Consider the following 11,898-nt stretch of genomic DNA (forward strand, 5'->3'; position numbering starts at 1 on the left):
TCTAGAACTCCCCGCTCCGGTCGGTCCGCAGCCGCTCCAGCACCACCAGGGCCACGGCGCACACCAGCATCAGAATCGTCGAAAGGGCCATCGCCTGGCCGTAGTTCATGTCCCCGGGCCGGCCCAGCAGGCGCGCCACGGCGACCGGCAGCGTCGGGTTGTCGGGCCGTGCGATGAACACGGTCGCGCCGAACTCCCCCAGCGACACGGCGAAGGCGAACCCGGCCGCGACCAGCAGCGCCCGCCGCACCATGGGCAGGTCCACCTCGCGCCAGACCCGCCACGGCGACGCGCCCAGCACCGCGGCCGCCTCCCGCAGCCGTTCGTCCACCGCCCGCAGCACCGGCAGCATGGTCCGTACGACGAACGGGACGCCCACCAGCGCCTGCGCGAGCGGCACCAGGATCCAGGAGGACCTGAGGTCCAGCGGCGGTTCGTCCAGCGCGATCAGGAACCCGAACCCGACCGTCACGGCCGACACCCCGAGCGGCAGCATCAGCAGCGCGTCGAACCCGCGCACGAAGCGGCCCGCGTCGCGCCGGGTGAGCGCGGTCGCGGCCAGCGCGCCGATCACCACGGCGATGCCGGTGGCTGCGACGGCGTACTGGAGGGAGTTGCCGATCGCCTCGATCGGCGGGACGAGGAAGGCGCCGCCGTCCTCGCGGGTCAGCGCACGGTAGTAGCCGAAGCCGGACGCGCCCAGCGACCGCTGGACCAGTACCGCCAGCGGCAGCACCAGCAGGACGGCGATGACGCCCAGGACGCCGGCGAGCAGCGCCCACTGTCCGGCTCCGCGCGGCCGGCGCGCGGTCGTGGCCGCGTCCACGAGCCGCAGAGCCGTCTCCCGCCGCCGCACCGTCCAGGCGTGTACCGCGAGGACGGCGACGACCGCCGCGAACTGGATCAGCGTCAGGACGGCGGCCGTGGACAGGTCGAAGACCTGCGAGGTCTGGCGGTAGATCTCCACCTCCAGGGTGGAGAAGGTGGGTCCGCCGAGGATCTGGACGACGCCGAAGGAGGTGAAGGTGAACAGGAAGACCATCAGCGTGGCGGCGGCCACGGCGGGCGCCAGCGCGGGCAGCGTCACCTGCCGCCAGGCCCGCAGCCGGGAGGCGCCGAGCATCCGGGCGGCCTCCTCCTGCCGTGGGTCGAGCTGCGCCCAGAGGCCGCCGACGGTGCGGACGACGACGGCGTAGTTGAAGAAGACGTGCGCGAGCAGGATCGCCCACACCGTGGTGTCCAGGCGCACGCCCCACAGCTCGTCCAGCAGCCCGCCGCGCCCGACCAGCGCCAGGAACGCCGTACCGGCTACGACCGTCGGCAGCACGAACGGCACGGTCACCACGGCCCGCAGGACCTGCTTGCCGGGGAAGTCGAAGCGGGCGAAGACGTACGCGCCGGGCAGCGCGACGAGCAGCGTGAGCCCGGTGGACGCCAGCGCCTGCCAGGTGGTGAACCACAGCACGTGCCGCACGTCGGACTGGGCGAGCACGTCCCCGATCCGCCCGAGCTGCCAGACCCCGTCGACCTCCAGGCCGCGCGCGACGATGGCGGCGACGGGGTAGGCGAAGAACACCGCGAAGAACGCGACGGGCAGGGCCATGAGGCCGAGCCGAGCCGCGCTCCCGCGCGCGGTCCGCGCCGGCCTCACCGCCTGCTTGCCCTCCCGGCTCACTTCAGTACGAGCGAGGTCCACGACTTGACCCACTGGTCGCGGTTGTCGGCGATCTTCGCCGGGTCGAGGGTCTGCGGGTCCTTCGCCTGCGGCCCGAACTTCGAGAACACCTCGGGGACCCGCGCGCCCTCCCGCACCGGGTAGACGAACATGTTCAGCGGCATGTCCTCCTGGAAGGACTTGCTGAGCAGGAAGTCGAGGAGCGCCTTGCCGCCCTCGGGGTTCTTCGCGTTGCTGAGCAGACCCGCGTACTCGACCTGCCGGAAGCAGGTGCCGTCGGCGACACCCGTGGGGGCGGTGGCCGGCTGCGGGTCGGCGTAGACGACCTCGACGGGCGGGGAGGAGGCATACGACACGACGAGCGGACGGTCGCCCTTGGCCTTCTTGCCGCCGGCCGAGCCGGAGAACTCCTCGTTGTACGCCTGCTCCCAGCTGTCGACGACCTTGACGCCGTTCGCCTTGAGCTTCTTCCAGTAGCCCTCCCAGCCCTCGTCGCCGTACTTGGCGGCGGTGCCGAGCAGGAAGCCGAGGCCGGGCGAGGAGCTGCCCGCGTTCTCGGTGACGAGCAGGTCCTTGTACTCGGGCTTGACCAGGTCGTCGAGGGTCCTGGGCGGGGTCAGCTTGTGCCGGCTGAAGTACGCCTTGTCGTAGTTGACGCAGATGTCGCCGGTGTCGACGGGCGTGACCCGGTGCTCGTCCTGGTCGGCCCGGTACTCGGACCGGACGAGGTCGGACCCCTTGGCCTCGTACGGCTGGAACAGGCCGTTGTCGAGGGCGCGAGAGAGCAGGGTGTTGTCGACGCCGAAGAAGACGTCGCCCTGCGGGTTGTCCTTGGTGAGGATGGCCTTGTTCACGGCCTGCCCGGCGTCGCCGTCCTCCAGGACCTTGACCTTGTAGCCGGACTCCTTCTCGAAGGCGGCGATGACGTCCTTGGACGCGGCCCACGAGTCGTGACTGACCAGGGTCACGGTCTTGGAGCCGCCGGAGCCGCTGCCGCCGGAGCCGTCGGACGAGGACCCGCAGGCGGCCAGCGTGCCGACCATGCCGAGTCCGACGGCCAGGACACTGACCTTCTTGGTGATGCTCACTGAATTCCTCCTGGGTGACCAGGAGAAGACGCGGCCCCGCCCGGAACCCCTGGCGAGGGTCCCGGGCAGGGCGCAACAGCTCGAGTGGTGACCGATCTCCCTACCCAGAATGACCTGGGCCAGGTTCGGAGGGTCTGCGGCCGGTGCCGCACTCTCAGCGCTGTGGCGCTCCCCTGTCGGAATATGAAGATGTGATGACGCTGACGATGTACTGGATGTACTACTGGTACTGCCGCCGGTCAGGTTACCGCTCGCTCGCGGCGAGCTGACCACACGCCCCGTCGATCTCCTGCCCACGGGTGTCCCGGATCGTCACCGGCACACCGTGCGCCGCGATCGCCTCCACGAACGCCTTCTCGTCCTCGGGCCGGGACGCGGTCCACTTGGAGCCGGGCGTCGGGTTGAGCGGGATCAGATTGACGTGCACGGGCCTGCCCTTGAGCAGCCGCCCGAGACGGTCACCGCGCCAGGCCTGGTCGTTGATGTCCCGGATCAACGCGTACTCGATGGACAGCCGACGCCCGGACTTCGCCGCGTACTCGAACCCGGCGTCCAGCACCTCGCGCACCTTCCACCGCGTGTTGACGGGGACGAGGGTGTCGCGCAGCTCGTCGTCGGGGGCGTGCAGGGAGATGGCGAGGCGGCACTTGAAGCCCTCGCCGGTGAAGCGGTGGATCGCGGGGACGAGACCGACCGTGGAGACGGTGATCCCGCGCTGGGAGAGCCCCAGTCCGTCGGGCTCGGGGTCGGTGAGCCGGCGGATGGCGCCGACGACCCGGTTGTAGTTGGCGAGGGGCTCGCCCATGCCCATGAACACGATGTTGCTGAGCCGCGCGGGGCCGCCCGGGACCTCGCCGTCCCTGAGCGCCCGCATGCCGTCCACGATCTGGTGCACGATCTCGGCGGTCGACAGGTTGCGGTCCAGGCCGGCCTGGCCGGTGGCGCAGAACGGGCAGTTCATCCCGCAGCCCGCCTGGGAGCTGATGCACATGGTCACCCGGTCCGGGTAGCGCATGAGCACCGACTCGACGAGCGTCCCGTCGAACAGTTTCCACAGCGTCTTGCGCGTGGTCCCCTGGTCGGTCGACAGGTGCCGCACGACCGTCATCAGCTCGGGCAGCAACGCCTCCCGCAGCCCCTCGCGCGAACCGGCGGGGATGTCGGTCCACTGCTCGGGGGCGTGCGCGTACCGCGCGAAGTAGTGCTGCGAGAGCTGCTTCGCACGGAACGGCTTCTCACCGATCGCGGCGACAGCCTCCTTGCGCTCGGCAGGCGTGAGGTCGGCAAGGTGCCGCGGCGGCTTCTTGACTCCGCGCGGCGCGACGAATGTGAGTTCTCCGGGCTTAGGCATGGCCTTCCCAGTGTCGCAGATCCACTCGGATGGTCCGAGCCGCTCAGAACAGGCCCGCGACCACCACGACGACCGTGCTGACGTAGTGCTTCGTCCGGTGCCACGGACCGCAGTAGCGGCGCACCCTGCGCCGGCCCTTCTGGTCGAGGAGGGCCTGGCACCACACGCAGGGCAGGTCGCCGTGGTATCTGCCGTCGTCGCCCCGCCTCGCCTGCGCCATGGCGGAACTTTAGACGATCACTGGGCAGGGCCATAAGGGAACGGCCCCCGCCCTGTTGCGGGCGGGGGCCGTTCACCGAGGCCGTGTCGGTCACCCGACTCGTAGGCCGTGTCGGTCACCCAGACCCCACGAAGATCACCAGCAACAACCACACCACCGGAGCCGTAGGCAGCAGCGAGTCCAGGCGGTCCATGATGCCGCCGTGGCCCGGCAGGAGGGTGCCCATGTCCTTGATGCCCAGGTCTCGCTTGATCATGGACTCGCCGAGGTCGCCCAGGGTGGCGCTGACGGCGACCACGAGGCCGAGCAGCAGGCCCTGCCACCAGGTGCCGTCGTCGATCAGGAACTGCACGCACAGCGCGCCCGCCGCCATCGCGAACGCGATCGCTCCCAGCAGGCCCTCGCGGGTCTTGCCGGGGCTGATGCGCGGGGCGAGCTTCTTCTTGCCGAAGCGCCAGCCGACGGCGTAGGCGCCGGTGTCGCTGACGACCGTCAGTATCAGGAAGACCAGGACGCGCCAGGCGCCGTCGTCGGCCGCCAGCATCATGGCGACGAACGTGGCCAGGAACGGCACGTAGAACGCGGCGAAGAGGCCTGCCGTGACGTCCTTGAGGTAGCCCTCGGGCGGCTCCGTCATCCGCCAGACCAGGACCGCGAGCGCCGTGAGGGCCATCGCGACCCACGCGCCCTCGGCGCCGCGCGCGTAGCCGGCGACCACCATCGCGGCGCCGCCGATCGCGAGCGGCACGAGCGGCGCCTTGACGTCCTTGCGCTCCTCCAGCCGCTTGGTCAGCTCCCACAGGCCCACCACGACGGCGACCGCGATCACACCGACGAAGACCGCCTTGACGACGAACAGCGACGCGATGATCACCACGCCGAGGCCGACGCCGACCCCTATCGCCGCGCCCAGGTCACGCCCCGCGCTCTTCTTCTGCGGCGGCTGGGAGGGCGCCGGCTGCGGGGCGTCGGGCATGGGATCCGGATTCTGCGGCACCGCCGCATACGGCTGCGCCGACGGGTTCTGGTCGCGGTACGGCTCGTCGCGAACGGGCTGGTCGTGGAACGGCTCGTCCCGGAACAAGGGACCGCTCAGCCGAGCGGTCCCCTGGTCGTCGTCCTGGTCTCCGCCGTGTTCGGGTACGTCGGGCACGATGGGCATGGGGCGAGTCTGCTGCGCGTAGTGCGCATCGTACGCGGGACCCGCCGGGCCGGCGCCCTGGACGGGTCCCTGGTCGGACGGCCCCCAGTACCCGGCTTGTGGCGGCGCTCCCCAGGAAGAGTCGTTCATCAGACCTCGAGCAGCTCCGCTTCCTTGTGCTTCAGGAGCTCGTCCACCTGTGCGACGTACTTGGCGGTGGTGTCGTCGAGCTCCTTCTCCGCACGGCGGCCCTCGTCCTCGCCGACCTCGCCGTCCTTGACCATCTTGTCGATGCCGTCCTTGGCCTTGCGGCGCACGGAGCGGATCGAGACCTTGGCGTCCTCGCCCTTGGCCTTGGCGACCTTGATGTACTCGCGGCGGCGCTCCTCGGTGAGCTCGGGGAACGTCACCCGGATGATGTTGCCGTCGTTGCTCGGGTTGACGCCCAGGTCGGAGTCGCGGATCGCCTGCTCGATGTTGCGCAGGGCCGTCTTGTCGAAGGGGGTCACCACGGCCATGCGCGGCTCGGGCACGGAAAACGAGGCCAGCTGGTTGATCGGCGTCGGCGCGCCGTAGTACTCGGCCACGATCTTGTTGAACATCGCCGGGTGCGCACGGCCGGTGCGGATCGCGGCGAAGTCCTCCTTGGCGACCACGACGGCCTTCTCCATCTTCTCCTCGGCCTCGAGGAGGGTCTCTTCGATCACCACTTGCTCCTGCGTGTCTTGAGTAGGCCCGGCTGCGATTCCCCTGCGGGCGGCGGCCGGCTGCGTCGCGTTCTTCCTGCACGGTTCCCGACCGGCGGGACATTGTCCATCCCCCGGTCCGGCCCCGTCCCGTCCGTCCCCCGGACAGGTGGCGTCCGCGGACGGGGGGTGTTCTCCGGTCAGTCCCGGCTGCCCTGGTCCCCCACGAGCGTGCCGATCTTCTCACCCTTGACGGCGCGGGCGATATTGCCCTCCTTCAACAGCTCGAAGACCACGATCGGGAGGCTGTTGTCGCGGCAGAGCGTGACGGCCGTGGCGTCGGCGACCTTCAGGTCGCGGGTGATGACCTCGCCGTAGCCGAGCGCGTCGAACTTCACGGCGTCCGGGTTGGTCTTCGGGTCGGAGTCGTAGACCCCGTCCACGCCGTTCTTGCCCATGAGCAGCGCCTCGGCGTCGATCTCGAGGGCGCGCTGGGCGGCGGTGGTGTCGGTGGAGAAGTAGGGCATGCCCATACCGGCGCCGAAGATGACCACACGGCCCTTCTCCAGGTGGCGCACGGCGCGCAGCGGGATGTAGGGCTCGGCGACCTGGCCCATGGTGATGGCGGTCTGCACGCGGCAGTCGACACCCTCCTTCTCCAGGAAGTCCTGGAGGGCCAGGCAGTTCATCACGGTGCCGAGCATGCCCATGTAGTCGGAACGGGCGCGGTCCATGCCGCGCACCTGCAGCTCGGCGCCGCGGAAGAAGTTGCCGCCGCCGATGACGATGGCGATCTGCGCGCCGTCCCGGACGACGGCCGCGATCTCGCGGGCCATGGCGTGCACCACGTCGGGGTCGACGCCCAGGCCCCCGCCGCCGGAGAACGCCTCTCCGGACAGCTTCAGCATGAAGCGGCCGCTTACTTTGCCGTCGTCGCTCTTCTCGGCCTTGGTGCTCATGGAGTCTCGCCTCTTTACGTGGGTCACACACACGAAGAAGGCCACTGCCGGTGGGGGCGTGTTTCGCATCCCATACGCGGCAATGGCCTCCTCGTCAGATCTGCTGTCGTCCGCCGCCGCGCGCGTGTGCGCCACGGCACGCGCGTACGGCGCCGACGACTTGCGTCGACCCTACCGGGGTCGCGCGTCCGTCGCGGTACGGACTCAGATGCCGACCTTGATGCGCGAGAAGCGCTTCAGGCTGACACCGGCCTCTTCCAGCACCTTCTGGACGGACTTCTTGTTGTCCAGGGCGTAGGGCTGGCCGAGCAGGGTGGCGTCCTTGAAGAAGCCGTTGAGGCGACCCTCGACGATCTTCGGCAGGGCGGCCTCGGGCTTGCCCTCGGCGCGGGTGGTCTCCTCGGCGACGCGGCGCTCGGACTCGACGACCTCGGCCGGGACGTCCTCCTTGGAGAGGTACTTCGGCGCGAAGGCGGCGATGTGCTGGGCGACGCCCTTGGCGATCTCGGCGTTGGGCTTGTCCAGCTCGACGAGGACACCGATCTGCGGGGGCAGGTCGGGCATCGTGCGGTGCATGTACGCGGTCACGAAGCCGCCGGAGAACTGCGCGAAGCGGTCCAGGACGATCTTCTCGCCGAGGTTGGCGTTGGCCTCGTCCACGTACGCCTGGACGGTCTTGCCGGGCTCGATCTCGGAGGCCAGCAGGGCCTCGAGGTCCGCCGGGGCGACCTTGGCGACGTGCTCGGCGATGGTCTTGGCGACGGTCTGGAACTTCTCGCCCTTGGCGACGAAGTCCGTCTCGCACTTCAGCTCGACGATCACACCCGAGGTGTTGTCGTCGGCGATGATCGAGACGACGGCGCCGTTCTCGGCAGAGCGGCCCTCGCGCTTGGCGACGCCCTTCTGGCCCTTGATGCGGAGCGCCTCGACGGCCTTCTCGACGTTGCCCTCGGCCTCGTCCAGCGCCTTCTTGCAGTCCATCATGCCGGCGCCGGTGAGCTCGCGGAGCTTCTTGACGTCGGCGGCGGTGTAGTTCGCCATGATTCCGGAATCTCTCTCGAAGTCTGAAGATCTACGGGCCGGACGGCGGGGGCTTCGTGGGCCCCCGCCGTCCGGCACCCGAAGGTGGTGAGGGGTCAGGCCTGCTCGGCGTCCGCGGCCGGGGCGTCGGCGGCGGGCGCCTCGGCGGGAGCGGCCTCGGCAGCGGGGGCCTCGGCAGCCTCGGCGGCGGGGGCCTCGGCGGCAGGAGCCTCGGCCGGCTTCTCGGCGGCCTCGGCGTCGTCCTTCTTCTCGGCCTTCTCACCCTCGAGCAGGTCGCGCTCCCACGCGGCGAGCGGCTCACCGGCGGCCTTGTCACCCTTGGCGCCACCGGCGGCACCGGAGCGGGCGATGAGGCCCTCGGCGACGGCGTCGGCGATCACGCGGGTGAGCAGGGTGACGGAGCGGATCGCGTCGTCGTTGCCCGGGATCTTGTAGTCGACCTCGTCGGGGTCGCAGTTGGTGTCGAGGATGGCGACGACCGGGATGTTGAGCTTCCGGGCCTCGCCGACCGCGATGTGCTCCTTCTTGGTGTCCACGATCCAGACGGCGCTGGGCACCTTGGACATCTCGCGGATACCGCCGAGGGTCTTCTCCAGCTTGGCCTTCTCGCGGGAGAGGACCAGCAGCTCCTTCTTGGTGAGGCCGGAGGCGGCCACGTCCTCGAAGTCGATCTGCTCGAGCTCCTTCAGGCGCTGCAGGCGCTTGTAGACGGTCGAGAAGTTGGTGAGCATGCCGCCCAGCCAGCGCTGGTTGACGTAGGGCATGCCGACGCGGGTGGCCTGCTCGGCGATGGCCTCCTGCGCCTGCTTCTTCGTGCCGACGAACATGACCGTGCCGCCATGGGCGACGGTCTCCTTGACGAACTCGTAGGCGCGGTCGATGTACGACAGCGACTGGAGCAGGTCGATGATGTAGATGCCGTTGCGCTCGGTGAAGATGAAGCGCTTCATCTTCGGGTTCCAACGGCGGGTCTGGTGACCGAAGTGGACGCCGCTTTCCAGCAGCTCCCGCATCGTGACGACGGCCATGGCCGTATCTCCTTGGTTTTCTCGGTTGTGCCGCGTGAGCCGGACGGCTCCCGCGCCTGACGCCCGCGACGCGCCTGCCACTAGGGACCGAGGGGCGCTGACACGAACCTGGTGGGGCCTCGTGTCGGGGCGTGCGAAGTCGACCCGGTGACCCGGATCGCCACCAGAAGTGTACGGGACCCGCGGGGCAGCGGGTGACGCGGCTGTCCACAACCGGAGCGCGGTCCACAGGGCCGGACGGCGGTCGGCCCTGGTGCGGGACGGTGCCCGTATGCGAACGAGGCGATGGGTGAGGGCGTGTGCCCGAGTGGTGGTGCTGTCGGCCGTCCTGGCTGCCCCGACCGTGCCGGGCGTCCCGGCCGCGGGGCCGCCGCGCCCGGTGACGGCGGCGGCGGTGCGGGCCCTGCCGGACGCGGTGGGCCCGGTGGACCCGGCGGTGCCGCCCTTGGCCCGGCACTGGCCCGTCGGCACCCGGCCGGCAGTCCTGCGGGGCTGGGACCCCCCGGCGACCCCGTACGGACGGGGGCACCGCGGCGTGGATCTCGCGGCGAAGGGCGGGGCGCCGGTACGCACGGTGGCCGCGGGGCGGGTGTCGTTCGCGGGGCCGGTCGGGGGCCGGGGCGTGGTCTCGGTGGAACTGACGGGAACGGGCGAACCACCCTTGCGGACGACGTTCGCCCCCGTCGAGGCGGCCGTGGGCAAGGGTGACGAGGTCGCGGCCGGGGAGCTGCTCGGCACGGTGCAGCCGACCGGTTCGCACTGCACGGCCTGTCTGCACTGGGGCCTGCTGCGGGGCGAGGTCTATCTGAACCCGCTGTCCCTGCTCCCGCCGTGGCTGCTGGACGCGGGTCCGTCGCGGCTGCTGCCGGTGGCGGGGGTGCCGTTGCCCGGCCGCGGGGAGATCAGCCCCGTACGCCGCGCAACGCCATGGAGACCGCCGCCTCCGTGATCGCCCCGGGCTCCTCCGCCGCACCCAGCTCGATCCGCCGCACCGCCGCGTCCACGACGCCCTGGAGGAGCATCGCCGCCAGCCGCGGCTGGCCGTGCCCCATCTCGCCCAGCGCCTCGACGATCATCGCGATCAGCCCGCCGTGCGCCGCCCGGATCTTCTCGCGCGCGCCGGCGTCCAGTTCGCTCGCGGAGATGGCCACGACGGCCCGGTGACGCCGGTCCCCGACCAGATCGAGCTGGGCGCGCACATACGCCTCGACCTTGGCGTCGGGGGCCGTCTCGCGCTCCATCGCGGCCTCGACCTCGGCGGCCCAGACGGGGAAGTCGACGGCGCACAGCTCCTCGACCACCGCCGCGCGCGACCGGAAGTACTCGTAGACGGACGAGCGGGCGAGACCCGTCCGTTCGGCGAGGGCGGGGAAGGTCAGCGCCTCCGTTCCGCCGTCGGACAGCAGGGAGCGTGCCGCGTCCAGCAGGGCGGCACGCTGCATCGACCGGTGCTCGGCCACAGAGGCCGCTCGAATCCTTGGCACGTCACCACTTTACGGACGCGGCACCCCGTACGGGAGTCACTCAGCCGGCCACCCGTCCGCCACCCGGGTCGGGGGCGGGGGCGAATTCGGGCCGTAAGCCCAGGTCAGCGGCCGAAGCCCGCCAGCTTGGCGCGCAGTTGCAACACCGACTTGGTGTGGATCTGGCTGACCCTGCTCTCGGTCACACCCAGCACGTTCCCGATCTCGGCGAGCGTGAGGCCCTCGTAGTAGTACAGCGTGACCACGGTCTTCTCCCGCTCCGGCAGCGTGTTGATCGCCCGGGCCAGGAGCCGTCGCAGCTCCCGGTCCTCGGCGACCTCCACCGGGTTGTCGGCGGCGGTGTCCTCCAGGGTGTCCATCAGGCTCAGCCGGTCGCCGCCCTCGCCGCCCGCGTGCAGCAGCTCCTCCAGGGCCACGACGTTGGCCAGCGACAGCTGGCTGAAGACCGCGTGGAGGTCCTCCACCGCGATCCCCATCTCCACGGCGACCTCGCTCTCCGAGGGGGTGCGGCGCAGGCGTGCCTCCAGCGTCGCGTACGCACGCTCGACGTTGCGCGCCTTCTGCCGCACCGAGCGCGGGATCCAGTCCAGCGCCCGCAGTTCGTCGATCATCGCGCCCCGGATCCGGGTGATCGCGTACGTCTCGAACTTGATCTCCCGGTCGACGTCGAACTTCTCGATGGCGTCGATCAGGCCGAACACCCCGGAGGAGACGAAGTCGGCCTGCTCGACGTTGGACGGCAGCCCCACGCTGACCCGGCCCGCCACGTACTTCACGAGGGGCGAGTAGTGCAGGATCAGCTGTTCCCGCAGCCGCTCGTCGCCGGTCGTCTTGTACGACCGCCACAGCTCGTCGAGTGTCGAGGGGGCGGACGGTCGCACGCTGCCACCGTCGCGGGCGGCTGGGGGGATCGCCGCCCGGTCGGACCCGGAGGTGTGCTGGGGCATTCGTCGCCTAGTGCCGTTCTGCGTGATGTGGATCTGCCTGAGGCCGCCGGTCTGCTTTCTGGTTGTCGCCTGCTGTCGGCCGTCTGCGTGGGGGTCATCGTGAGCGTAGCGTGACTGAGCCGTCGCGGTGTGCGAAGGAGCGGGTGGGCACCCTACGCAGATACGTTCCGCCGAACGCTCTACAGGGGGGACGATGATCGCTCTGGGTGATCACTCGAATACCTCAACTGCCAGAAACCCCACGGGCGTCGGGGTTCCCCCGGACGGCCGAACACGGT

Annotated in this window: 12 protein-coding genes and 1 riboswitch; of the genes, 1 reads left to right on the plus strand and 11 read right to left on the minus strand. The window is 70.5% G+C overall.

The window, feature by feature from the left end; genetic code table 11:
• Position 1: 1 nt before the first annotated feature.
• From ACFYZ3_RS31620 to rpsB, 9 genes are all read right to left on the minus strand, one after another.
• Entirely contained in the window at positions 2-1,696 is a 1,695-nt protein-coding gene (locus ACFYZ3_RS31620) for an ABC transporter permease (protein WP_388524857.1), read from the minus strand.
• Positions 1,672-2,763 carry a thiamine ABC transporter substrate binding subunit gene (locus tag ACFYZ3_RS31625; protein WP_388524860.1) on the minus strand — a complete coding sequence of 364 codons (1,092 nt, stop codon included), beginning with the start codon at positions 2,761-2,763 and terminating at the stop codon, positions 1,672-1,674. Before ACFYZ3_RS31625 ends, ACFYZ3_RS31620 begins: the two co-directional genes overlap by 25 nt.
• A 79-nt stretch (positions 2,764-2,842) precedes the next feature.
• A riboswitch (TPP riboswitch) is annotated at positions 2,843-2,948 on the minus strand.
• Between the two features lie 59 nt (positions 2,949-3,007).
• Complete coding sequence (gene rlmN / locus ACFYZ3_RS31630; protein WP_104632532.1) at positions 3,008-4,114, minus strand: 23S rRNA (adenine(2503)-C(2))-methyltransferase RlmN; 1,107 nt, start codon at positions 4,112-4,114, stop codon at positions 3,008-3,010.
• A 43-nt stretch (positions 4,115-4,157) separates the two neighbouring features.
• Positions 4,158-4,334, minus strand: a complete 177-nt coding sequence (locus ACFYZ3_RS31635) for a hypothetical protein (RefSeq protein WP_388524863.1) — start codon at positions 4,332-4,334, stop codon at positions 4,158-4,160.
• A gap of 115 nt (positions 4,335-4,449) precedes the next feature.
• Complete coding sequence (locus ACFYZ3_RS31640) at positions 4,450-5,625, minus strand: phosphatidate cytidylyltransferase (protein WP_388524866.1); 1,176 nt, start codon at positions 5,623-5,625, stop codon at positions 4,450-4,452.
• On the minus strand, positions 5,625-6,182 hold the full coding sequence (gene frr, locus ACFYZ3_RS31645; RefSeq protein ID WP_388524868.1) for a ribosome recycling factor: 558 nt from the start codon (positions 6,180-6,182) through the stop codon (positions 5,625-5,627). Before frr ends, ACFYZ3_RS31640 begins: the two co-directional genes overlap by 1 nt.
• 179 nt (positions 6,183-6,361) lie before the next feature.
• The gene (gene pyrH, locus ACFYZ3_RS31650) at positions 6,362-7,120 is read right to left on the minus strand and encodes a UMP kinase (RefSeq protein WP_388524871.1); all 759 of its coding nucleotides are present in this window, start codon (positions 7,118-7,120) and stop codon (positions 6,362-6,364) included.
• 204 nt (positions 7,121-7,324) lie between these two features.
• On the minus strand, positions 7,325-8,161 hold the full coding sequence (tsf, locus tag ACFYZ3_RS31655; RefSeq protein ID WP_388524874.1) for a translation elongation factor Ts: 837 nt from the start codon (positions 8,159-8,161) through the stop codon (positions 7,325-7,327).
• A 95-nt stretch (positions 8,162-8,256) separates the two neighbouring features.
• Positions 8,257-9,189: a 30S ribosomal protein S2 gene (gene rpsB, locus ACFYZ3_RS31660; protein WP_361011513.1), complete on the minus strand. Its 933-nt coding sequence runs from the start codon at positions 9,187-9,189 to the stop codon at positions 8,257-8,259.
• A gap of 271 nt (positions 9,190-9,460) precedes the next feature.
• On the opposite strand from rpsB, the gene ACFYZ3_RS31665 reads away from it, so the two are divergent.
• Positions 9,461-10,138, plus strand: a complete 678-nt coding sequence (locus ACFYZ3_RS31665; RefSeq protein WP_388524877.1) for a murein hydrolase activator EnvC family protein — start codon at positions 9,461-9,463, stop codon at positions 10,136-10,138.
• On the opposite strand, the gene ACFYZ3_RS31670 is transcribed toward ACFYZ3_RS31665, so the two are convergent.
• The gene (locus ACFYZ3_RS31670; protein WP_388524934.1) at positions 10,092-10,649 is read right to left on the minus strand and encodes a TetR/AcrR family transcriptional regulator; all 558 of its coding nucleotides are present in this window, start codon (positions 10,647-10,649) and stop codon (positions 10,092-10,094) included. The two genes, ACFYZ3_RS31665 and ACFYZ3_RS31670, sit on opposite strands and share 47 nt — an antisense overlap.
• 128 nt (positions 10,650-10,777) lie before the next feature.
• Complete coding sequence (whiG, locus tag ACFYZ3_RS31675; protein ID WP_388524880.1) at positions 10,778-11,620, minus strand: RNA polymerase sigma factor WhiG; 843 nt, start codon at positions 11,618-11,620, stop codon at positions 10,778-10,780.
• Positions 11,621-11,898 lie beyond the last annotated feature (278 nt).

The organism is Streptomyces sp. NPDC001599, assembly GCF_042893535.1.
GTDB lineage: Bacteria > Actinomycetota > Actinomycetes > Streptomycetales > Streptomycetaceae > Streptomyces.

Coding starts and splice junctions, on each gene's coding strand:
- rlmN (WP_104632532.1), bottom strand. CDS start 4,114: ATGCCTAAGCCCGGAGAACTCACATTCGTCGCGCCGCGCGGAGTCAAG.
- ACFYZ3_RS31635 (WP_388524863.1), bottom strand. CDS start 4,334: ATGGCGCAGGCGAGGCGGGGCGACGACGGCAGATACCACGGCGACCTG.
- ACFYZ3_RS31640 (WP_388524866.1), bottom strand. CDS start 5,625: ATGAACGACTCTTCCTGGGGAGCGCCGCCACAAGCCGGGTACTGGGGG.
- pyrH (WP_388524871.1), bottom strand. CDS start 7,120: ATGAGCACCAAGGCCGAGAAGAGCGACGACGGCAAAGTAAGCGGCCGC.
- tsf (WP_388524874.1), bottom strand. CDS start 8,161: ATGGCGAACTACACCGCCGCCGACGTCAAGAAGCTCCGCGAGCTCACC.
- rpsB (WP_361011513.1), bottom strand. CDS start 9,189: ATGGCCGTCGTCACGATGCGGGAGCTGCTGGAAAGCGGCGTCCACTTC.
- ACFYZ3_RS31665 (WP_388524877.1), top strand. CDS start 9,461: ATGCGAACGAGGCGATGGGTGAGGGCGTGTGCCCGAGTGGTGGTGCTG.
- whiG (WP_388524880.1), bottom strand. CDS start 11,620: ATGCCCCAGCACACCTCCGGGTCCGACCGGGCGGCGATCCCCCCAGCC.